19 protein-coding genes and 1 pseudogene are annotated in these 22178 nt (G+C 70.3%); 4 read left to right on the top strand and 16 right to left on the bottom strand.

The genetic code is table 11. From position 1 onward, the window contains the following. Window positions 1-1008 (top strand): annotated as a pseudogene (locus tag AB0F81_RS25435) (transposase); the annotation flags it as partial. A 538-nt stretch (window positions 1009-1546) separates the two neighbouring features. Here the strand turns inward: AB0F81_RS25435 and AB0F81_RS25430 are convergent. From AB0F81_RS25430 to AB0F81_RS25410, 5 genes are all read right to left on the bottom strand, one after another. After that, window positions 1547-2134 (bottom strand): ATP/GTP-binding protein, encoded by a 588-nt coding sequence (locus tag AB0F81_RS25430; protein ID WP_360201084.1) that lies wholly within the window; start codon window positions 2132-2134, stop codon window positions 1547-1549. Window position 2135: 1 nt separating this feature from the next. Continuing rightward, a complete protein-coding gene (locus tag AB0F81_RS25425) occupies window positions 2136-2516 on the bottom strand; it encodes a DUF742 domain-containing protein (RefSeq protein WP_122982576.1) in 381 nt (126 codons plus the stop codon). 90 nt (window positions 2517-2606) lie between these two features. Next, the gene (locus tag AB0F81_RS25420; protein ID WP_014447580.1) at window positions 2607-3011 is read right to left on the bottom strand and encodes a roadblock/LC7 domain-containing protein; all 405 of its coding nucleotides are present in this window, start codon (window positions 3009-3011) and stop codon (window positions 2607-2609) included. After that, a complete protein-coding gene (locus AB0F81_RS25415) occupies window positions 3008-6481 on the bottom strand; it encodes a nitrate- and nitrite sensing domain-containing protein (RefSeq protein WP_360201078.1) in 3474 nt (1157 codons plus the stop codon). Before AB0F81_RS25415 ends, AB0F81_RS25420 begins: the two co-directional genes overlap by 4 nt. Window positions 6482-6934: 453 nt before the next feature. Continuing rightward, a complete protein-coding gene (locus AB0F81_RS25410) occupies window positions 6935-8059 on the bottom strand; it encodes an adenosine deaminase (RefSeq protein ID WP_360201082.1) in 1125 nt (374 codons plus the stop codon). 23 nt (window positions 8060-8082) lie between these two features. Between AB0F81_RS25410 and AB0F81_RS25405 the strand changes: the two genes are divergently transcribed. Further along, window positions 8083-8886: a putative RNA methyltransferase gene (locus AB0F81_RS25405; protein WP_360201076.1), complete on the top strand. Its 804-nt coding sequence runs from the start codon at window positions 8083-8085 to the stop codon at window positions 8884-8886. Here the strand turns inward: AB0F81_RS25405 and AB0F81_RS25400 are convergent. The 11 genes from AB0F81_RS25400 to trpS form a co-directional block, all read right to left on the bottom strand. Then, window positions 8883-9563 (bottom strand): DUF4272 domain-containing protein, encoded by a 681-nt coding sequence (locus tag AB0F81_RS25400; protein WP_360201074.1) that lies wholly within the window; start codon window positions 9561-9563, stop codon window positions 8883-8885. The two genes, AB0F81_RS25405 and AB0F81_RS25400, sit on opposite strands and share 4 nt — an antisense overlap. A gap of 23 nt (window positions 9564-9586) precedes the next feature. Beyond that, complete coding sequence (locus tag AB0F81_RS25395; protein WP_360201072.1) at window positions 9587-10864, bottom strand: thymidine phosphorylase; 1278 nt, start codon at window positions 10862-10864, stop codon at window positions 9587-9589. Window positions 10865-10937: 73 nt separating this feature from the next. After that, window positions 10938-11651 carry a cytidine deaminase gene (locus tag AB0F81_RS25390; protein ID WP_360201070.1) on the bottom strand — a complete coding sequence of 238 codons (714 nt, stop codon included), beginning with the start codon at window positions 11649-11651 and terminating at the stop codon, window positions 10938-10940. 15 nt (window positions 11652-11666) lie between these two features. Further along, window positions 11667-12935 carry an ABC transporter permease gene (locus AB0F81_RS25385; RefSeq protein WP_360201068.1) on the bottom strand — a complete coding sequence of 423 codons (1269 nt, stop codon included), beginning with the start codon at window positions 12933-12935 and terminating at the stop codon, window positions 11667-11669. 4 nt (window positions 12936-12939) lie between these two features. Further along, window positions 12940-14178 carry an ABC transporter permease gene (locus tag AB0F81_RS25380; protein WP_360201067.1) on the bottom strand — a complete coding sequence of 413 codons (1239 nt, stop codon included), beginning with the start codon at window positions 14176-14178 and terminating at the stop codon, window positions 12940-12942. After that, window positions 14175-15653 (bottom strand): ABC transporter ATP-binding protein, encoded by a 1479-nt coding sequence (locus AB0F81_RS25375; protein ID WP_360201065.1) that lies wholly within the window; start codon window positions 15651-15653, stop codon window positions 14175-14177. The genes AB0F81_RS25380 and AB0F81_RS25375 overlap by 4 nt, the downstream gene beginning before the upstream one ends. A gap of 156 nt (window positions 15654-15809) precedes the next feature. Next, window positions 15810-16898, bottom strand: coding sequence for a BMP family ABC transporter substrate-binding protein (locus AB0F81_RS25370; protein ID WP_360201063.1), 1089 nt, complete (start codon window positions 16896-16898; stop codon window positions 15810-15812). A gap of 259 nt (window positions 16899-17157) precedes the next feature. After that, window positions 17158-17385, bottom strand: coding sequence for a hypothetical protein (locus AB0F81_RS25365; protein WP_360201061.1), 228 nt, complete (start codon window positions 17383-17385; stop codon window positions 17158-17160). A gap of 14 nt (window positions 17386-17399) precedes the next feature. After that, entirely contained in the window at window positions 17400-18320 is a 921-nt protein-coding gene (locus tag AB0F81_RS25360; protein ID WP_360201059.1) for a YhjD/YihY/BrkB family envelope integrity protein, read from the bottom strand. Between the two features lie 36 nt (window positions 18321-18356). Then, window positions 18357-18890 carry a 2'-5' RNA ligase family protein gene (locus AB0F81_RS25355; protein WP_360201057.1) on the bottom strand — a complete coding sequence of 178 codons (534 nt, stop codon included), beginning with the start codon at window positions 18888-18890 and terminating at the stop codon, window positions 18357-18359. Window positions 18891-18894: 4 nt separating this feature from the next. Then, window positions 18895-19920: a tryptophan--tRNA ligase gene (gene trpS / locus AB0F81_RS25350; protein ID WP_360201056.1), complete on the bottom strand. Its 1026-nt coding sequence runs from the start codon at window positions 19918-19920 to the stop codon at window positions 18895-18897. A gap of 131 nt (window positions 19921-20051) precedes the next feature. On the opposite strand from trpS, the gene galE reads away from it, so the two are divergent. Together galE and galK are read left to right on the top strand one after the other, a co-directional pair. Then, window positions 20052-21026 (top strand): UDP-glucose 4-epimerase GalE, encoded by a 975-nt coding sequence (gene galE, locus AB0F81_RS25345; RefSeq protein WP_360201055.1) that lies wholly within the window; start codon window positions 20052-20054, stop codon window positions 21024-21026. Beyond that, a complete protein-coding gene (gene galK / locus AB0F81_RS25340) occupies window positions 21023-22168 on the top strand; it encodes a galactokinase (RefSeq protein ID WP_360201054.1) in 1146 nt (381 codons plus the stop codon). The genes galE and galK overlap by 4 nt, the downstream gene beginning before the upstream one ends. Window positions 22169-22178: the final 10 nt, after the last annotated feature.

Raw genomic sequence — 22178 nt, 5'->3', positions numbered from 1 at the left:
CCGGGCTCACGTCCGGTGCCGGCGTCGCGCACCCCCGGCACGCCGTCGTCGGTGCCGCCGGCCGCCAAGAGCACCCCGGCCGAGGCGGGCGAGCCGTTCCGGCCGACCCTGACCAACGCCGAGCTGAACCGGGCCCGGGCCGAGCGCCAGCGCACGGTCATCCCGGCCCGGCCGAACACCCGGCAGACCCCCCCGGCGAACGGGACGCCGGCCGGCCCGACCGACTACAGCCTGCCGATGCCCACCCCGCGGCCCGCGCAGGAGACGGCGGAGCCCGGTTCCCGGGCCAACTGGCCGCTGCTGAACACCGGCAACGAGGACACCGCTCCGCCGCCCGCCGCGGCGTCGGTCAGCTCGCCGCCCGCCTCGGGCCGGGTGAAGCCGCCGTGGCAGGACATGCCGAAGGAGCCGCCGTCGCTGCGCCTGGTGGACTCCCAGCTCAACAGCCGCGACACCGGCTCCGGGCTCGATCCGGTCGGCCCCGCGCCGCTGCGCGTGGTCGAGGGCGCCAACGGGCACAGCACCAAGCTGACCGCGCTCGACCGCAGCACCACCCCGCCGGTTCCGGCCGACGGCAACGACGGTGACCTGCTGATCTTCGCCGCGGCCCGGTCCGCCTGGTTCACCGGGCACGACGAGAGCAACAAGCCGGACAAGCTGGACTGGACCAACCCGAACGACAGCGGTTGGCGTGCCGCGGAGAAGGCCGCCACCCCCGCGGTGGCCGCCGAGACCTCGGCCGGCCTGCCGAAACGGGTGCCCCAGGCCAACCTGGTGCCCGGTTCGCCGCTGCGCGAGGAGCGCCCGCTGCGGATCGTCCGGGACGCGGCCTCGATCGCCGCGCACACCACGGGCTACTTCCGTGGCTGGCGACGCGGGCAGGAGATCGGTGGCTTCGCGATGGGCGGTCGCCCCGGCCGGGAGGCCGCCGGCGGCTGGGACTTCACCCGCGACGGCCAGCCCGCCGACGACTACCGCAACAACAACGCCGGTTACGGCGGACGCTGATCGACCTCGAAAAGGCCGCGACCCCGCAGGGTCGCGGCCTTTTCCACGTTCCGGGCAGTTGCGCGCGATCGTCTTCGACTTCTTCGGTACGGCTGACCGGCCCCTCCGCCGAGGCACTACGGGCTGACGGGCTCGCCGAGACGGCACCCGGGCGGTGGGCCCCTACGAAATGTGGGCCGATCTGGACGGAGACCCCTCGCCGCAGCGCTGGCGGGCCATCACGCGGGCGCTGAGCGGGTCCGCAGGCCTCGAACCGCGGCTCTGAGCACCCCTGAATCATCCCCGGGCGCAGGTTACCTTCTGGGGCTTCTCAGCGGCTGTGTCGGTGAACTCTGCGAACACCGGTGTTCTCCTGGCGAGAGGGATGCCGCAAGCCCGGCCCGCGCCTCCCACCAAACCGTCGCCGCTCGGCTTCGGCGTCCCCCACGACCCTCACCGAGCTATCTGCCTTACTGCAACGGAAAGCTCACGCAGCGTAGGCGACGATGGGCACGGAGAAGCCCCGCTCCGGCGACCGGAGCGGGGCTTCGACCGTTCGTCAGGCCGGCGCTACCGCGCGCGAGCGACGCATCGTCAACACATACTCGACGAGCGAGATGAGGACGTTCTTCGTCGACTCACGGTTGCGGGCGTCACAGCTCACCACGGGCACGTCGCTCGAGATCGCCAGCGCGTCCCGAACGTCCTGCGCGTTGTGATACTGCATGCCGTCGAAGCAGTTGATCGCCACCAGGTACGGCAGGCGGCGGTGCTCGAAGAAGTCAATGGCGGCGAAGCAGTCGGCGAGCCGACGCGTATCCACCATGACCACCGCACCGATCGCACCCCGCACCAGCTCGTCCCACATGAACCAGAACCGCGTCTGGCCAGGCGTTCCGAACAGGTAGAGGATCAGGTCACGGTCGATGCTGATCCGGCCGAAGTCCATGGCCACAGTGGTGGTCATCTTGCCCGGCACCTGCCGGTTGTCATCGACACCCACACCGGCCGAGGTCATGATCGCCTCAGTGGTCAGTGGGGTGATCTCCGAGACCGACCCCACCAGCGTCGTCTTACCGACGCCGAAGCCACCGGCGATGACAATCTTCGCCGATGTCACGCGTCCCGCAGCGGGACGGTGCGACATGTCAGAGCCTGCGAAGTCCACTCAGCACCCTTTCCAGCAGTTCCGTGCCTACCGCGTCGGTCTCGTCTTCGAGCGAGGTGGGCTCGTACACCGCGACCAAGCCGTCAGAGGCCATGTCGGCGACGATCACACGTGCCACACCGAGCGGCAGTTGCATGCGTGCGGCGATCTCGGCGAGCGACTGAACGCGCCCCCCGTCGCACATCGCCGCGATGTACTGATGCTCGCTTCCACCCTGCCCGCCGCGGATCATTCCGGAACGGCCGCGCACGGTTGTCTCGACCAGCGCTTCCAGCGCTATCTCAAGCTTCGGCCGGGTCCGACCGCGGGTCACGGCATACGGCCTGACCAGCGCGCCGGTCGGCTCATCGCGTTCAGGCATCGTCACCGTCAACCCCTCCCTCGGCCCCTAGAAGTGTATTAGTTGTCAAGGTTTCTGACAGTAGCCGACTGGGTCGGCTCACCGTCCCTCTCAGCCCAGCACCCCGGCCGCGGAACGCGGCGCGGGGGTCAGAGCCTCACCGACGCGGTCGACCAGGAGCGCCATCTCGTAGCCCACCTGTCCGACGTCGCAGCTCCGAGCCGCGAGCACCGCGAACGAGGAGCCGTCAGAGATGGACATCAGGAACAGGAACCCATTGTCCATCTCGACGACCGTCTGCAGAACGGCCCCGCCCTCGAAGCACCGCGCGGCGCCCTGGGTCAGGCTTACCAGGCCGGACGCGATGGCCGCCAACTGGTCGGCACGGTCGCGCGGAAGATCCCGCGAGGCCGCGAGGAGCAGGCCATCGGCGGAGACCGCGATCGCGTGCGCAACCCCGGGTACGCGGTCGGCGAAGTTGGCAAGAAGCCAACCGAGATCCTGCGTAGATGTCATGCCTCATGCTCCTTGCCAGCCTGCGAGGGCTGCTGCCCTCCCGGAGTCTCCTCCAGGTTGGTCGATTGTTCCTTGGTGCGACCGCGCTGCACACCCCGGTGGTACGCGGACAGCAGACCGCGAACCCCCTCGGGCGTCCGGCGCTGGACGGAATTACCGCCCCGGTCAACACCGCCGGGGACGAGTTGCGCCATCGGCGTGCGCTTCGGCAGGCCCGCCGTGGTGGTGGTCTCGACCGGCGCCTCGGCAGCCGCACGGGCGGCCTGCCAGCCGTCGTCAGCCGCGGTACGCCACGGGTTCGACGCGGGAGCGCCGTTACCGCTGTAAGCACCGGCCGCGGCCGCTGCCCCGACCGTGGCGGTGTCACGGTCACGTTCCTCGGGCGATCCGGCCTGCTGCGGCACGCCGGCCGAGCGGGTCGGTTCGCCGGTCGGGATCCGCTGCGAGAGAACCGCCTCGTCACCCGATCCGTTGCTGGTGGCCCGCGGCGCGTCGCTGCGAGCCGTGGTGAACCAGGCCGACTCGAGCTCCCGGAAGATCGGCAGCTCCATCGTCTCGTCGGCGAACGGAACCGCACCCTCCTGGTGCGCCGAGGCCTGCGCGGCGGCGATCTGAGCGGCCGCCGCGGCCTGCGCGTCCGCCGCCTGAGCGACCGGCTCGGGCGCGGCCGGCGGGGCCGACGCCGGCACGGCTGCCGTCTGCGGGTTCGTCGGGCGCGCCACCTGCGGCTGCGGCTCGAAGTTGTCCGGCCGGTACCGCGGCAGCTCGGCCGTCATGTCGAGCGCGGCGGCCAGGTTCTCGGGCACGTGCGGGGTCGCACCGCCCTCCCGCTCGGCGGAGACCGGCGGCCAGGCCGGCGGCGCCGACGCGAACGGGTTGCGCTGCTCGGCCGGCGCTCCGGAGGCCGGAGCGGCCGAGACGGGCTCGGACGGCGGCGCGGAGATCGGGGCACCGGAGACCGGCGGGGCCGACGACACCGGCGGCGCCGAGATCGGCGGAGCGGAGACCGGCGGAACCGGCGGGGCCGAGACCGGCGGCATGAACGGGTTGCGACCCTGGCTCTCCGGGTTGGCCGGCAGCTGGCGCGGAATGGTCGCGCCGAAGCCGTTCGCCTCGCCGTCGGGACGCGGGAAGTCACCGTTGCGCCGCTGCGGCAGGTCGTCGAGACCGGCGAAGCCCTGCGGCGCGGACGGCAGCGGCGGGATCATCTCGTTGCTGCGCGGCCCGTGGAAGCCGTTGGCCGATCCGTTGGCGCCGCCGTTCAGCAGGTTCGCCGGGGGCGCGGCACCGGTCAGGTCGGACCAGGCCGGCACACCGCCGTTGCTGCCGTTGCTCGCCGGGTCGAACGGCCGGCCACCGGGGTAGCCGGCGTTGCCGCTCTCCAGGGCGAGCGGCTCACCGAAGGCCGAGAGCGAGGACGGCGCGTGGTCGCCGAAGCCGTTGCCGGCCTGCACCCGGGCGGAGGCCGCCGCGGCGAGGACCGACATGGGCAGGCCCACCTCGGCGACGGTGCCGCGTTCGCGGTCGGCCGGGCGCAGCTCGACACGGACACCGTGCCGGTTCGCCAGCCGGGCGACCACGACGAGGCCCATCATCCGGGAGACGGCCACGTCCACCGTGGGCGGGTTGGCGAGCCGCTCGTTGAGGTCGCGGAGCTGCTCGCGGCTGATGCCGATGCCGTGGTCCTCGACGGTGAGCACCGCGTTCTCGCCGATCTTGCGCGCCTCGACGAGGACGTGCGAGTTCGGCGGGGAGAAGGCGGTCGCGTTGTCGAAGAGCTCGGCGACCAGGTGGACCATGTCGTTGACCGCGTGGGCCGCGACCTCGATCTCCCGGTCGATCATGCCGAACTCGATGCGGGTGTAGTGCTCGACCTCGGACTGCGCGGCACGCAACACGTCGATCAGGGCGGCCGGCTCGCGCTGCACACGGGTCGAGTCAGCACCGGCCAGAACCAGGAGGTTCTCGTCGTTACGCCGCATTCGGGTGGCCAGGTGGTCGAGCTGGAAGAGCTCGGCCAGCCGGTCCGGGTCCTCCTCGCCGCGCTCCAGCCGGTCCAGGTGACCGATGAGCCGGTCGACCAGGATCTGCGAACGGCGGGCGAGGTTGACGAACATCGTCGCGACGGAGGCACGCAGGGCGGCCTGCTCGGCCGCGGTCCGCACCGCCTCGAGGTGAACCGCGTTGAACGCCTCGGTCACCTGACCGAACTCGTCCCGGCTGCGCACCGGCAGCGGCTCGGCGATCTGGTCGGCGACCTGCGCCGGGGTGAGCGACGCGGAGAGCGCCGGGTCACGCAGCCGGCTCACCGCGTGCGGGAGGCCGAACTGGGCGACCGCGAGAGCACCCTGGCGCAGCTCACGCAGCGAGCGGGCCATCGAGCGGGCGACCAACCAGGCGAACAGGATGGCCAGCAGGAGCATGCCGAGCAGCACGCTGGTCTCCAGGAAGACCCGCTGGTTCGTCTCGTCGCGCAGCGCGGTGGCCTCGTCCACGATCTCGGCGTCGAACTTCGTCTCGACCTGGCGGAAGAGCTCGTTGTAGCCCTTCATCGCCTCCTCCCAGGTGGGAGTCTTCATGAAGTCGACGTTCTTCGTGTTCGCACCCTGCAGCGCCAGCAGCGGCGCGGTCAGGTTGGTCGCGGCCTGCTTCTTGAGGCCCTGGATCGTGTTCTCGACGGTCCGCTTCTCGGCGTCGGTGCCGACCGAGCCGACGACGTCCGACGCCAGCTGGTCACCCACCGTGGTGCGCAGGAACGCGGTCCGCAGGTCGGCCGAGATCTCGCTCTTGCTGATCACCTCGTGGCCGAGGAACCGCTGCTGGGACACGAAGTCCTTGGAGCGGGCGACCGCGGCGACCACGCGCAGGCGGTTGCTCAGGTCCGGGTCGATGGCCAGCTGGGCGGACATGTCCCGCACCTGCAGCAGGTCGTCGATCAGGGTGGTGTAGGTGGTCTTGACAACGTCGAGCTCAGGGTCCGTACCGTTGCCGTTGCCGACCTTGCTCCGGAAGGAGGGCAGGTCCTGAAGGTTGCGGTCCAGCTTGAGGAGCAGCAGGGTGACGTTCTCCGGAACGTCCTCCAGCGCCGCCTTCTGCTGCGCGTAGGGCCCCTTGGCCTCGTCGGTGCCGCCGTGCTCGTCGTTGTAGAGCTTCTCCGCCGCCTTGGCGGCGGCCTCGTTGCGGTCGCGCTTCGAGAGCGTCAGCATCACCGCGTAGGTCCGCTCGGACTGCAGGTGGTCGACGAGAGCACCGGCGTTCTGAGAGAGCACCGAGAGGGTACGAGCGCGCTCGGCGTTGCTGGCCTCTTCGATGTGGTCCACGAGGCCGTTGACGCCAACGATGATCGTCGCCACGGTCGGAACCAACATGATCAAGCCGAGCTTGGACCAGATTGGTAGGTCTCGCAGTCGACCAGCCGGTCGACGCAGACGCGACATGACGCCGTTCGCCGTGTTGGGGCGCTTGCTCACGTCACCGTCCTCCTGATTCGGGCCCGGCATTCGGCTTGCCGGGCACCGCGCACGGCCGACTCGCCGGGTCGGGCCCCCGAGATTCCATCACGACAAGTGTCAAAGAGAAAGGGCAGGCGGACACGGACCGGTTGTGTGACGCGATGTTGCAACATCGAAGTTGGACATCGCCGGTCCCTTATCACTGCCTGTAGAGGTGCACATCTCTCAAGGTCACTCAAGCTCGGTCGGCCCTGCGTTGGGGGGTGGCTGCTGGCCGACCGGGACCCGATCCTAGTCGATCGCGCCAGAAACGACGATGGCTCGCTTCCGCGCGATCGGCAAGGCGAGATGCCGGATTCTGCCGACTTTGCAGGCGGCAGTGTAGCCGAACGGCGGAGCCGCGAAGCCGGACCGTCGTTTTCTTTTGACGTACGTTCGTCCTTATCCCGGGAAAGGGCGAAAAGCCGGACTTCAGCCGACCAACTTGGCATACGCCGGCTTGATCACCTCGTTGATCAACACCAATCGCTCGTCATACGGGATGAACGCCGACTTCATCGCATTGATCGTCAGCCACTGTAGCTCCATCCAGCCCCAGCCGAACGCCTCGACGAGCAGCGACATCTCCCGGGACATCGACGTACCGCTCATCAGCCGGTTGTCGGTGTTGACCGTGACCCGGAAGCGCAGGTCGTGCAGCAGCTTGATCGGATGGTCGGCGATCGAGGCCGCCGCACCGGTCTGCACGTTGGACGACGGGCAGAGCTCCAGCGGGATCCGCTTGTCCCGCACATACGCCGCGAGCCGCCCCAGCACCGGCGGGGCGGCCTGCGTGCCACCGGTCACGGTGACCGAGCTCGGGCCGTCCGGCGCGCCGGAGATGTCGTCGACGATGCGCACGCCGTGCCCCAGCCGGTCGGCGCCGCACCACTGGATGGCCTGCCAGATCGACGGCAACCCGAAGGCCTCGCCGGCGTGGATGGTGAAGTGGAAGTTCTCCCGCTGCAGGTACTCGAAGGCGTCCAGGTGCCGGGTGGGCGGGAAGCCGGCCTCGGCGCCGGCGATGTCGAAGCCGACCACACCGGTGTCGCGGAAGCGGACGGCCAGTTCGGCGATCTCCTGCGAGCGGGCGGCGTGCCGCATGGCGGTCAGCAGGGTGCCGATCCGGATCGGTGTGCCCTGGGCGGCCGCCTCGGCGCAGCCCTCGCGGAAACCGGCGTGCACCGCCTCGACCACCTCGTCCAGGGACAGCCCGCGTTCCAGGTGCTGCTCCGGGGCGTAGCGGACCTCCGCGTACACCACGCCGTCGGCGGCCAGGTCGAGCGCGCACTCCTTGGCGACCCGGTGCAGGCCTTCCTGGGTCTGCATCACCGCCACGGTGTGCGCGAAGGTCTCCAGGTACCGTTCCAGCGAGCCGGAGTCGGCGGCCGCGACGAACCACTCGCCGAGCTGGTCCGGGTCGTGGGCCGGGAGTTCATGATCGACGGCTTCGGCGAGCTCGATGATGGTGGCCGGCCGCAGACCGCCGTCCAGGTGATCGTGGAGCAGAACCTTCGGTGCCTTGACGATGTCCGAGTGCGCGATGCCAGCCATCAGCAGAGCCTAGAGGGAAGCACCCGATGATCGACGGAGCAATTCCGTATCTGCTTTGCCCAGTGTGCCGCGAACCACTCGCGCGGCACGAGAGGGCGCTGCGCTGCCCCCGCCGGCACAGCTTCGACATGGCCAAGCAGGGGTACGCCGACCTCAGCGCCGGCCGGTTGCCGCACACCGGGGACACCGTCGAGATGGTCGCCGATCGGGCGGCTTTCCTGGCCGCCGGGCACTACGACTTCATCTCCGCGGCGCTCGCCGAGCACCGTACCGACGGCCTGGTGCTGGACGCGGGCACCGGGACCGGCGACTACCTGGCCCGTTTCCTCGACGCGTCCCCGGCCGCGACCGGGCTCGGCCTGGACGTCTCCAAGCCGGCTCTGCGCCGGGCCGCCAAGGCGCACCCGCGGGGCGCGGCCGTGCTCACCGACCTGTGGCGGCCGCTGCCGGTCGCCGACGCGAGCGCCGCGGTGATCCTGAACGTCTTCGCCCCGCGCAACGGGCCGGAGTTCCACCGGGTGCTGCGCCCGGACGGGGTCCTGCTCGTGGTCACCCCGGCCGCCGACCATCTGGCCGAGCTGATCGCCACGCACGGCCTGATCCAGGTGGACCCGGAGAAGGCCGCCCGGGTCGCCGGCAGCCTGGGTGAACACTTCCGGCCGGAGGCCGCCACCGAGCTCCGGAGCAAGCTCACCCTGAGCGCGGCCGAGGTGCGCACGCTGATCGGGATGACACCGAGCGCCCGGCACGTGCCGGTGGCCGAGCTGCCCACCCGCGAGGTCACCGTCACCGCCGCGGTCGATCTCACGGTCTACCGGCCGCGGAGCTAGACGGAGAGGTCGACCTCTTCCCACTCCGGGGGCTTGTCGTGGTAGGGGCCGTGGAAGACGACCGCCCACTCCAGCGCCCAGCGGCGCTGGCCGATCGCGTTGCTGTCCACCTCACCGGGCAGTTCCCGGCCGTGCTGTTCGGCCTCCTGAAACGCCCAGTCCAGGCAGTAGTAGAGGTCGAGCAGCACCGCGGCCTCAGCCGGGTCCCGCACCGCGACCAGCGAGCGGGACCGCCAGCTGGCGAAGGTCTCCCCGGCCGGCAGGTCCGGCATCTGGCCCATCAGCCGGTCCTCCGGCGGCACGGTCGGGTCCAGGTGCCGGCTCAGGCCGAGCAGCCAGGCCAGCGCGAAGACCGCGTCGTGGTGCAGCACGAACGAGCGGTGGTCGCCCTTGGCCCCGATCACGAACTGCCACTCCGGCGGCGTGACCAGGTCCACCAGGTGCGACCCGAGCAGCCAGCTCATCGCCGCCTCGGTGGGCATGCCGAAGCAGCGGGCGACGACGACGTGCAGCACCGCGGCGCGGGCCTCGAGCTCGGCGACCGGTCGCAGCTCGACGGTGTCGCCGAGCTCCCAGACCAGCGGGAAGGCCAGCGGCGGGAGGGGCAGGCCGAGCCGAGCGAGTTCGTCGAGGCTGGCCTCGCGAACCGCTCGGGGATCGGGGGCGGCCTTAATCATGGGCGGCCTTTAATCATGGTCGGTCAGGCTATGCGGTCCAGGAGAAGGCCGACAGGGGTGGACGCCTCGGTTCCGACGAGGATTGCCCGTTCGGCGTCCTCGCGGGCGACCGGGATCCGGGACTCGTCGTCGGCACGCAGCTCCAGCAGCACGTCACCGGCGTTCACCCGGTCGCCGGGCCGGACCTTGAGCTGCACCCCGGCGCCGAAACTGACCGGGTCCTCCTTGCGGGCACGCCCGGCACCCAGGCGCCAGGCCGCGATGCCGATTCCGTACGCGTCGATCGAGCTCACCACGCCGTCGGTGGTGGCCCGCAGCACCTCGGTGTGCGCGGCCGTCGGCAGCGGCGCGTCCGGGTCGCCGCCCTGCGCCCGGATCATGGCCCGCCAGGTGTCCATCGCGGCGCCGGAGGCGAGCGCTTTCTCCGGGTCGGCGTCCACGCCCGCGGCGGCCAGCATCTCCCGGGCCAGGGCCAGGGTCAGCTCGACCACGTCGGCCGGGCCACCGCCGGCGAGCACCTCGACCGACTCGGCCACCTCGTTGGCGTTGCCGATCGCCAGCCCGAGCGGGGTGCTCATGTCGGTCAGCAGGGCAACCGTGGTGACCCCGCTGTCCGTGCCGAGCCGCACCATGGTCCGGGCCAGTTCCTGCGCGGTCGCCAGGTCCTTCATGAAGGCGCCGGAGCCGACCTTGACGTCCAGCACCAGCGCGCCGGTGCCCTCGGCGATCTTCTTGCTCATGATCGAGCTGGCGATCAGCGGGATCGCCTCGACGGTGCCGGTGACGTCGCGCAGCGCGTAGAGCTTGCGGTCGGCCGGGGCCAGGCCCTCGCCGGCGGCGCAGATGACCGCACCGATCTCCTGCAGCTGGCTCTTGAACTGCTCGTTGGAGATCTTCGCCTGCCAGCCGGAGATGGACTCCAGCTTGTCCAGGGTGCCGCCGGTGTGGCCGAGACCGCGCCCGGAGAGCTGCGGCACGGCCACCCCGCAGGCCGCCACCAGCGGGGTCAGCGGCAGGGTGATCTTGTCGCCGACGCCGCCGGTGGAGTGCTTGTCGGCGGTCGGCCGGGAGACCGACGAGAGGTCCAGCCGCTCACCGCTGGCGATCATCGCCGCGGTCCACCGGGCGATCTCGCCCGGCGTCATGCCGCGCAGCAGGATCGCCATGGCGAGCGCCGACATCTGCTCGTCGGCGACGACACCCTTGGTGTAGGCGTCGACGACCCAGTCGATCTGCTCGTCGGAGAGTGTGTGGCCGTCCCGCTTGGCGCGAATGACGTCCACGGCGGCGATGCCGCTCATGCCGCCACCTCCGCTTCGCTCCGGCGTCGACATGAGTTCAGGACTGCGCCTGATGATTCGCTCGCAAGCTCGCTCATGAGTGCTCCTCCCAGCGCTGAGGAATGCCCTCCGGCGCGTCACCTTCGCCGGCCCAGGAGAGGCCACCGGCGGCGTCCACCACCACGATCCGCGGGGTACGGACGAGGCCCCACGCCACGGCCGCCGCCGCGGTGGGGAAGTTCGGGCCCTCCTCGAGGATGCCCTTCTCGTCGGTGGCACCGGGCTCACCCGACGAGCGCTCCCAGTAACCGGTCCAGATGGTCTCGCCACCGGACAGGTCCGGGTGCACGAACACCGTGCCCCGGCCACGCCACTTGGCCAGCTCGGCGGGGACCTCGGCGCCGCCGGCCGGGCCGGTGACGCGTTCCATGTCCTCGTAGCCGAACGCGTGCGGCAGCAGCTCGGTCATCCGCAGCGGCCGCGGCAGCGCCTCGACCTGCAGCTCCGGGCCGCCGTGCTCCCAGAGCAGCTGGCGGCACCGGCCGCACGGCATCAGCGGGGCACCGGTCGCGTCCACGCAGGAGATCGCCACGAGGCGTCCCCCACCGGTCGCGTGCAGCGAGCTGACCAGCCCGCACTCGGCGCACAGGGTCATGCCCAGGGACGCGTTCTCCACGTTGCAGCCGACGACGACCCGGCCGTCGTCGACCAGCCCGGCAACACCGACCGGGAAGTCGGAAATCGGAACGTAGGCGCGCCGCATCGTCTCGATGGCAGCCGCGCGCAGGCCTGCCCAGTCGATCTCCATACCTTCGATTCTGCCTTAGCCCTTGACGTACGGGAGACCATCTGCTGCCGGGGCACGCACGCGCCCGACCAGACCGGCGACCGCGATGATCGTCGCGATGTACGGCAGCATGTTGAGGAACTGGCTCGGCACCGGGCTGCCGACCGCGCTGAGGTAGGTCGCCAGCTTCTGCGCGAAGCCGAAGAACAGCGCCGCGCCGAGGGCGCCGAACGGCGAGTACCGGCCGAAGATCAGGGCGGCGAGCGCGATGAAGCCGGCGCCCGCGGTCATGTTCTTGGTGAAGCTGCCGGTCGCCACCAGGGTGAAGTAGGCGCCGCCGATACCGGCCACCACACCACCCAGCAGCACGTTCAGGTAACGCAGGCCGCGCACCCGGATGCCGACCGTGTCGGCGGCGGTCGGGTGCTCGCCGACCGCGCGGGTCCGCAGCCCCCAGCGGGTCCGGCTCAGCCCGAAGTGGATCACCACGACCAGGATCAGCGCGAGCCAGACCAGCAGGTTCGCCTGGAACAGCACCGGGCCGATCACCGGGATGTCGGCGAGGCCGGGGATGCTCCAGGACGGCAGCCGCGGCGGGGTGTTGAAGCCGGCCGCGTCAGGCTGCATCAGCCGCTCGTAGAGGAAGCCGGTGATGCCGAGCGCGAACAGGTTGAGCACCATGCCCACGACGGTCTGGTCGACCAGGTAGCGGATCGACAGCACGGCCAGGATCGCCGCGATGATCACGCCGCCGACGGCCGCGCTGATCAGGCCGGCCCAGACGCTGCCGGCCATCGTGCCGATCAGGGCCCCGGCGAACGCGCCCATCAGGAACTGGCCCTCGATCGCCACGTTGACCACGCCGGAGCGCTCGCCGAGCACACCGGCCAGGGCGCCGAGGATCAGCGGCAGGGCCAGCTGCAGCGTGCCGCTCGTGGTGTCCACCAGCGGCAGGAACTTGCCCGCCACCTGCCAGCAGAGGAAGGACAGGACGAAGGCCAGGATGCCGAGGCTGAGCAGCAGGTTCTGGTACTGCTTGGCCAGCCCGGCGAAGAGCACCCCACCGGCGGCCACGGCCAGCACGCCGAACAGGATCGCGCCGAGCTGCCCGTTGATCGAGAGCGCGGCGCCCTGGGCATCGTCGCTGAGCGTGAAACGCGCGGTCTCGCTCGGGGCGAGCGCGCCGAAGAGCACGGCGGCCAGGCCGCCGAAGATGATCAGGCCCAGGCCGAGGCGGCGCTGCCGGGTCCAGAACGGCTCCGGAGCGGCGACCTCGGTCAGCTCCTCCACAGTCGCGGTCGACATGTCCTCAGCCCTTCGCCAGGGTCACGCCGGCCCGCAGGTTGCGGCTGGCGCGGAGTCGGAAGATCGCCTTCACCAGAGCGGGGGCGGCGATGAAGATGACGATCAGGGCCTGCAGCACCGTGACCAGCTCCAGCGAGATGCCGGAGAAGGTCTGCATCCGGTTGCCGCCGGCCCGCAGCGCGCCGAACAGCAGCGCGGCGAAGAACGTGCTCCACGGCTTGTTCCGGCCGAGCAGCGCGACCAGCAGGCCGTCGAAGCCGATGTTGCCGGCCACCGCCGGGGTCAGCGCGTGCGCGGTGCCGAGCACCTGGACCGCGCCACCCAGACCGGCGAGGCCACCCGCGACGGCCATCAGCAGCGCGTACGTCTTGGCGACGCTGATGCCCGCGGTCTCGGCGGCGTGCGGGTTGGCGCCGACGGCGCGCAGCTCGAAACCGAACGCGGAGCGGTTCAGCAGCCAGGCGACCGCGACGGTGGCGACCAGCGCGAGCAGGATGCCCAGGTGCACCCGGAGCACGCCGCCGAACGACGGCAGCTGTGCGGACTCGGCGACGGCCTTGCTGATCGCGTCGGTCCGCTCCGGGTCCTGAACACCCTTCTGCAGCACCAGCCAGGACAGGAAGAGGCTGGCGATGTAGTTCAGCATGATCGTCGTGATCACCTCGTGGGCCCCGGTCCGGGCCTTGAGGATGCCCGGGATGAAGCCCCAGAGGGCGCCGCCGAGCAGACCGGCGAGCAGCGCGACCAGCAGGTTCAGCACGATCGGCAGGCCGAACGAGAAGCCGACGACGCCGGCCGTGATGCAGCCGAGCACCGCCTGGCCCTGGGCGCCGATGTTGAACAGGCCGCCGCGGAAGGCGAGCGCCACGGACAGACCGGTGAAGACCAGCGGAGCCGCGTAGGTCAGCGTCTCGGAGATCGGGGCCAGCGCCTCCTGCCAGGTGCCGGAGCCGGAGAACCAGGCGGAGTACGCCGCCGGGTCGCCGAGCGCGCCCTTGAGCAGGTCCGAGTAGGCGGTGGTGATCAGCTCCCAGCTCGACGACAGCGCGTCGCTGGGGCGGGCCGTGAAGTAGCCGAACTTCGCCAGCACCTCGGAGTCGGAGACGACGATCAGGATCGCGCCGATGACGACGGCCAGGAAGGCCGAGAGGAAGGTGACGGTGACGCTGTTCGCCGACCACAGGTTGCGGACGAAATGGCTGACGAAGGAGTCCTCGTCAGACTTTCGCGGCTCGGCGGTCACTTCGATTCCTCTTCTCCGCCGGTGATACCGGCCATCAGCAGACCGATCTCCTCACGGGGGGTGTCCGGGGAGACGACGGCCAGGATCCGGCCGCGGTACATCACCGCGACCCGGTCCGCGAGCCCGACGACCTCGTCGAGTTCGCTGGAGACCACGAGCACCGCGGTGCCCTGGTCGCGCTCGTGGATGATCCGGCCGTGGATGAACTCGATCGAGCCGACGTCCACACCGCGGGTCGGCTGCGACGCGATGAACAGGCGCAGCGGGCGGGACATCTCCCGGGCCACCACGACCTTCTGCTGGTTGCCACCGGACAGCGTGCCGACCGCGGTCTCCGGTCCCTGGCAGCGGATGTCGAACTGCTCGATCCGCTCCCGGGCCGACTCGGTGACCTTGGCCGGGTCGAGCTTGAACGCGTTGCCGTACGGCGCCCGGTCGTACATGTCGAGGACCAGGTTCTCGGCGACGGTGAACTCCTTCACCACGCCGTCGTGGCTGCGGTCCTCGGGGATGTAGCCGACACCGGAGCGCAGGATCTGCTTGGTGCTCATCCCGGACAGGTCCTCGTTGTCCAGCTCGATCGAGCCGGTACGCACCGAGCGCAGGCCCATGATCGCCTCGACCAGTTCCTCCTGGCCGTTGCCCTGGACACCGGCGATGCCGAGCACCTCGCCGGCGCGCACCACCAGGTCGAGGCCGTCCACCGCGCGGGCGCCGCGGTCGTCGTCCACCACCAGGCCGGAGATCTTGAGGACGTTGCGGCCGGGCTCGGCGGGCGCCTTGGCGACCTCCAGGCTCACCGCGCGGCCGACCATCAGCGAGGCCAGCTCGTCCTCGCTGGTGTCCGGGGTGGCCGTGCCGACCACCTTGCCGCGGCGGATCACGGTGATCCGGTCGGCGATCGACTTGACCTCTTTGAGCTTGTGGGTGATGAAGACGATCGACTTGCCCATCTCGGTGAGCGAGCGCATCACCGCGAGCAGTTCCTCGGTCTCCTGCGGGGTCAGCACCGCGGTCGGCTCGTCCAGGATCAGCAGGTCGACGTCGCGGGTCAGCGCCTTGACGATCTCCACCCGCTGCTGGGCGCCGACCGGCAGGTCCTCGACGAGCGCGTCGGGGTCGACCGGCAGGCCGTACTTCTTGGAGGTCTCGATGACGTCGCGCCGCGAGCGCCGGCGGTCCAGCCAGCCGAGCGGGCCACCGCGCACCTCCTCGTGGCCGAGCGCGATGTTCTCCGCCACGGTGAAGACCGGGACCAGCATGAAGTGCTGGTGGACCATCCCGATGCCGGCCGCGATGGCGTCCCGCGGGCTGCGGAAGGTCACCGGCTCGCCGTTGACGACGATCTGGCCCTCGTCCGCCTGCAGCAGGCCGTAGAGCTGGTTCATCAGCGTCGACTTGCCCGCGCCGTTCTCGCCCAGCAGGGCGTGCACCTCGCCGGGCTCGACGGTGATGTCGATGTGGTCGTTGGCCACCAGGTCGCCGAAGCGCTTGGTGATGCCGCGCAGTTCCAGTTTCAGCGGAATCTCCCGACGTCGGTAACTGGCCTGGTGGACGGTTAATGCGAGCCGCCGCTCGGCCGCAGGTTATTGCCTGCGGCCGCGCGGCGGCCAGATGTTACTACTGGTGGATCACTGCGGCGCGCTGGCCGACTCGACCTTGACCTTGCCGGAGACGATGTCCGCCTTGAGCGTGTCGACCTCGGTCTTGAGGGCCGCGTCGACCTTCGAGTCGAACTGGTTGAACGGCGCCAGCGAGACGCCGTCGTTCTCCAGCGTGCCCAGGTAACCGGGGCTGGCGGCGAGCGCCTCGCCCTTCGCGCCCTTGAGCACGGCCTGCTTGACCGCGTCCTGGATGTTCTTGACCACGGTGGTCAGGAAGACGTCACAGTACTGCGCGGCGCTCTTGCAGCCGTCCTGGTCGACCCAGATGACCGAGAGCTTGCCGGCCGAGTCCTTGGCCACCTCGGCGGAGCCCAGGCCGGTGCCGCCGGCGACCGGCATGACCACGTCAGCGCCCTGGGCGACCAGGGTCTGGGTGATGGTCTTGCCCTTGTTCTGGTCGATGAAGCTCTCGGCGAAGGTGCCGTTCTGGGCCTTCTTGTCCCAGCCGATGACCTCGACCTTCTTGCCCTTGGTGGTGCTGTAGTGAGCCACACCGTCGGCGAAGCCGTCCATGAAGATGGTGACCGGCGGGATCTTCAGGCCGCCGTAGGTGGCCACCTTGCCCGACTTCGAGTAACCCGCGGCCAGGTAGCCGGCGAGGAACGCGGCCTGGTGCGTGGCGAACTGCATCGGGTAGACGTTGGCGCCGGAGCTGCCGCTGTCGACGATGCCGAACTGCGAGTCGGTGCTCTCGCCCGCGACCTTCTTGGTGGCGTCGCCCATCAGGCCGCCGACCGCGAGGATGAAGTTGCACTTCTTGCTGACCGCGCCGCGCAGACCGGGCTCGTAGTCGGCCTCGGACGACGAGGCGGTGTACGACGTCTTGATGTTGCTGGCCTCACCCTTGGCGGCCTCCAGGCCGGCCCAGGCGGAAGCGTTGAACGACTTGTCGTCGATGCCACCGAGGTCGGTGACCATGCAAGCCTGGTATTCCGCCGCGGCGCTGCTGCCGCCGCTCGGCGTCTCGTCCGGGGCGTCGCCACAGGCAGCGGCAGCGAGCGTCAGCCCACCTGCCGCGAGAATCGCCACGATCCGCTTCCCACGTACTGGGCGCAAGACGCCCTCCTTCCACTGCTCACCGAATCCGCACGGTGAATCTCAGGTCGGCAGCGTAGCCTCGGCTAAACGCCTCGTCAGGGGATCGTTCCGGACTGTTCGCGCACCGTTACCTGGTTGCAATCCCAGCGGCCGAACGGCACGTTTCTGTATCACGTTGTACGCCCAGGAAACGGGCAACACGGATATCATGCGGCGACGTAGATCACTCCGGAACCTTAACGCTTAAAAAGCTGATTCAGCGCGACAAATGCAATTGTCAGGACCGGCGCGCGCGCCAGGCCCGGATCCCGAGCACCCCGACCGTGGTGCCGATGACCAGCGAGGCGCCGATCAGCAGCGCGTGCACCCAGAGGAACGACGTGGGCGCACCGTCCGCGAACGACCGGTCGTCCTTGTAGATCGCGACGCCGAACCGCGGCCAGATCGCCCAGGTCCACACGCCGACCCCGATGAGGAACGCCGCCCACCGCCTGCTGATCACCACCGGGCCAGTATTCATCACTGCGGGCGGGCGTGCCTGATCCAGGTGTTCTGTCCCACAGGGGCGGTCTTGTCGTCGGCCGACAGGTCCACCACCCGGCCGTGCGGGCTGGTCGCCGCCCAGGCCGCGCCGAAGAGCAACAGCTGGTTGAAGACGTACAGGTAGACCAGCGCGCCGACGGCGGAACCGACCAGGGCGTACGCCGGGTTGCGCTCGACGATCGCGACGAAGGACCGGCCCACCGTGTTGAGCAGCATGATCCCGAGGCCGACCTGGATCACCGGCGGCGCCATCCGGCGCGCGGTCATCCGTAGCCGGGGTACCGCGGCCAGCAGGGCCGCCGCCAGCAGCATGTTCACGCCCAGGGTGAGGACCAGGCTGACGATCGACAGGATGGTGGTGAAGCCGCCGCCGGCCAGCCAGTGCAGCAGCCGCTCCAGGCCGTAGACGGCGAGCTGGGAGAGGGCCAGCAGCAGCAGGACGCCGATCAGCACGACCAGGTCGACCACCTGGCGTACCCCGATGTAGCCCGGCTGTTCGCGCAGCTGCCAGATGAGGCGCTGCGAGGAGCGGATCGACTCGACCCAGCCGATGCCGGTGAAGGTCAGCCCGAGGATGCCGACGATCCCGACGGTCTTCTTGCTGTCCACGATCGCCTGGACGTCGAGGAAGGGCAGGTTGTTCGCGAGGAACTCGACGACCAGGTCGAAGAGCTCGTTGTTGTTGGTCAGCAGGATGCCGAAGACCGAGTAGCCGATCAGCAGCAGGGCGAAGATGGCGAAGAAGCCGTAGTAGGCGATCGCGGCGGCCAGCCGGCCGCCCTGGACGTCCTCGTAGCGCAGGATCGCCCGGCACAGATGATCGAAGTACGGCGACCGGTAGCGGAGGGCCATGATCCGGGCCTCAGCCGCGTCGTATGCCCGGTCGATCGGATTCACGCGCCGACCGTAACCGACATCACGAAAAACGAGCGTTCAGCCGAGCGGGAAGTCGCGGCGTGGCCGCCACGGCCCCTCTCCGCCGTGCGAGAAGAGTGTGAAGGAGCCGACCTCGAAGGTGGCCGAGAAGTCGGCCAGATCCTCGAAGACCGCGTCCAGCGCCTCCGCCGAGACGTCCTGGGCGACCGTGACGTGCGGGTGGTACGGGAAGCGGGTGTCCCGCCGCACGTCCTCCGAGCGTGTGATCGCCTCGGCCAGCAGCTCACACTCGCTGATGCCCCGGGCGAGCGTCACGAAAACCACCTCGGTGACCGGCCGGAACGTCCCGGTGCCGCGCAGGTGGATGGTGAACGGGGGCTGCGCCGAGGCGATCGCCTCGAGGTGTTTCTCCACCGCCGGCAGCGCGTCGGTGGCCACCTCGGTCGGCCCGAGGAGGGTGACGTGCGCCGGCGTGTAGGCGGCCTGCGGATCACCGGCCTCCGCGCGCCGGCGGGTCAGCAACGAGCCCCAGGGTTCGGGGATGTCGATGGCCACGCCGATGCGCGTACGGGCCGGTACCGGCTCGGGCACCGGGTCAGGCCCCGCGGGCGGGGTTGACGAAACCCACGTTCTGGTAGGCGGCGGCGAGCGTGACGGCCGAGACGGCACGGGCCTTGTCGGCGCCGATGGCCAGGATCTTGTCGAGCTGGGCCGGGTCGTCGAGGTACGCCTTCGTGCGCTCCTGGATCGGCTTGACGAACTCCACCAGCACCTCGGCGAGGTCCTTCTTCAGGTCGCCGTAGCCGCGCCCGTCGTACATCTCCAGCAGCTCGTCGATGGCCCGGTTGGTGAGCGCCGCGTAGATGGTCAGCAGGTTGCTGATGCCCGGCTTGTTCTCCTCGTCGTAGAGGATCTCCCGGCCGGTGTCGGTGACCGCCGACTTGATCTTCTTGGCCGAGCGGGCCGGGTCGTCCAGCAGCTCGATGATGCCGTTCGGCGAGGAGGCCGACTTCGACATCTTGCTGGTCGGGTCCTGCAGGTCGGTGATCTTCGCGGTGTCCTTCACGATGAACGCCGACGGCACGGTGAACGTCTGCCCGAACCGGGTGTTGAACCGCTGCGCGAGGTCGCGGGTGAGTTCCAGATGCTGCCGCTGGTCCTCCCCGACCGGAACCTGGTCGGCCTGGTAGAGCAGGATGTCCGCGGCCTGCAGGATCGGGTAGGTGAACAGGCCGACGGTGGTGCTGTCCTGGCCGGCCTTGGCCGACTTGTCCTTGAACTGCACCATCCGGCCGGCCTCGCCGAACCCGGTGATGCAGCTCAGCACCCAGCCCAGCTGGGCGTGCTCCGGCACGTGCGACTGGACGAAGAGCGTGCAGCGGTCGGGGTCGAGCCCGAGCGCCAGCAGCTGCGCGACGGAAACCCGAGTACGGTTACGGAGAGCAACCGGGTCATGCCCCATGGTGATCGCGTGCAGGTCGACCACACAGTAGAAGGCATCATGCGTGTCCTGCATCGACACCCAGTTGCGGACGGCGCCCAGGTAGTTGCCGAGGTGGAAGGAGTCGGCGGTCGGCTGGATGCCGGAAAGCACACGCGGGCGGCGGGCAACGTCGGACATGGGCGCCATTGTGTCAGCCTCGGGTCCGGTCCCGCGAATCACCCACCGATTCGGGACGATGTTCGAACCTGTTGACTTATGAGCGTTTCTGAGAAATTCTGAACCTACCAGTTGAGGGAAAGGGCCCAGTCGTGAAATTGCTCGTCACCGGCGGCGCCGGCTACGTCGGCAGTGTGACCAGCAGGCTACTGCTGGACGCCGGCCACGAGGTCGTCGTCCTCGACAGCCTGCGCACCGGCTTCCGTGAGGCGGTGGCCCCCGACGCCACCTTCGTCCAGGCGGACATCGCGGACGCCGCCCAGGTGCTCACGCCGGAGGCGGGCTTCGACGCCGTGCTGCACTTCGCCGGGCTGATCGCGGCCGGCGAGTCGATGGCCAAGCCGGAACTCTACTGGCACGAGAACGTGGTCAAGTCACTCGCGCTGCTCGACGCGATCCGCGCCGCCAAGGTGCCCCGGGTGATCTTCTCGTCCACCGCCGCGGTCTACGGCAACCCGGTCGAGCTGCCCATCACCGAGTCCGCTGTCAAGGCCCCCACCAGCACGTACGGGTCGACCAAGCTGACCTTCGACCTGGCCCTGACCTCCGAGACGTTCGCGCACGGCCTGGCCGCCGTCTCGCTGCGCTACTTCAACGTGGCCGGCGCCTACATCAACGGCGAGCACGAGATCGGTGAGCGGCACGACCCGGAGACCCACCTGATCCCGATCACCCTGCAGGCGGCCGCCGGCAAGCGGGACAAGCTGCAGCTGTTCGGCGACGACTACCCCACCGACGACGGCACCTGCGTGCGCGACTACATCCACGTCGAGGACCTGGCCCGGGCTCACCTGCTGGCGCTGGACGCCGCGGTGGCCGGCGAGCACAAGATCTACAACCTGGGCAACGGCAACGGCTTCTCCAACCGGCAGGTCGTCGAGGCCGCCCGCGAGGTCACCGGCGCCGCGATCCCGGTCGAGATCGCCCCGCGGCGCGACGGCGACCCGGCCACCCTGGTGGCGTCTTCCGCCCGGGCCCGCGAGGAGCTGGGCTGGGTGCCGCAGAAGAACACGCTGCAGGCGATGATCGGCGACGCCTGGACCTTCTACCGCAAGCATGTGGCATGAGCGGTGTGCCTGAGGCCGCCGCTGCGGCCTTCCGGGAGGCGTACGGCACGGAGCCCACCGGCCTCTGGGCGGCTCCCGGCCGGGTGAACCTGATCGGTGAGCACACCGACTACAACGACGGTTTCGTGCTGCCCTTCGCCCTGCCGCAGCGCACGATCGCGGCGGCCGGCCCGGCGCCGGACGGACAGTGGTCGGTCTGCTCCACGCTGGCCCCCGAGCCGGTGACCTTCGGCGTCACCGAGCCCGGCGAGGTCACCGGCTGGGGCGCCTATGTGGCCGGCGTGGTCTGGGCCCTGCGGGACGCCGGCTTCGACGTGCCGCCGGCGCGCATCGCGATCGCCTCGGACGTGCCGCTCGGCTCCGGCCTGTCCTCCTCGGCGGCCCTGGAGTCGTCCGTGCTGACCGCGCTCGCCGACCTGGGCGCGCTCGACCTGCCGGTGGAGAAGCGGCCGGCGCTCGCCCAGCGGGCCGAGAACCTCTACGTGGGCGCGCCCACCGGCATCCTGGACCAGTCCGCGTCGATCCGCTGCCAGCAGGGCCGGGCGCTGTTCCTGGACTGCCGGACCTATCAGGTCGAGCAGATCCCGTTCGACCTGGCCGCCGAGGGCCTGGCCATCCTGGTGGTCAACAGCAACGCGCCGCACCAGCACGTCGACGGGGAGTACGGCGCCCGCCGCAAGTCCTGCGAGGCGGCGGCCGCGGCCCTGGGCGTGCCTGCGCTGCGCGACGTCGGCGTGGACGAGCTGCCGTCGGCGCTGGAACGGCTCGACGACGACGTGTTGCGCAAGCGGACCCGGCACATCGTCACCGAGAACCAGCGGGTGCTGGACACAGTGACCCTGCTCCGCTCCGGGCGGATCCGCGAGATCGGCCCGCTGCTGACCGCCTCGCACGCCTCGATGCGCGACGACTTCGAGATCACCGTGGCGCAGGTGGACGTGGCCGTGCAGGCCGCCCTGGAGGCCGGGGCCTACGGCGCCCGGATGACCGGCGGCGGCTTCGGCGGCTGCGTGCTCGCCCTGGTCGACGCCGACCGGGCGGAGGCGACCGCCACCGCGGTGGCCGAGGCCTACGCGCAGCGCGACTTCACCGCCCCGACCAGCTGGGTGGCCGTCGCCGGCCCCGGCGCGACCCGGCTGTAACGCTTCGAGC

The sequence above is a fragment of the Actinoplanes sp. NPDC024001 genome, from assembly GCF_040638955.1.
In the GTDB taxonomy this organism is placed as follows: Bacteria; Actinomycetota; Actinomycetes; order Mycobacteriales; family Micromonosporaceae; genus Actinoplanes.
The sequence above is the reverse complement of the archived record's forward strand: the minus strand, read 5'-3'. Positions and strand labels throughout refer to the sequence as shown.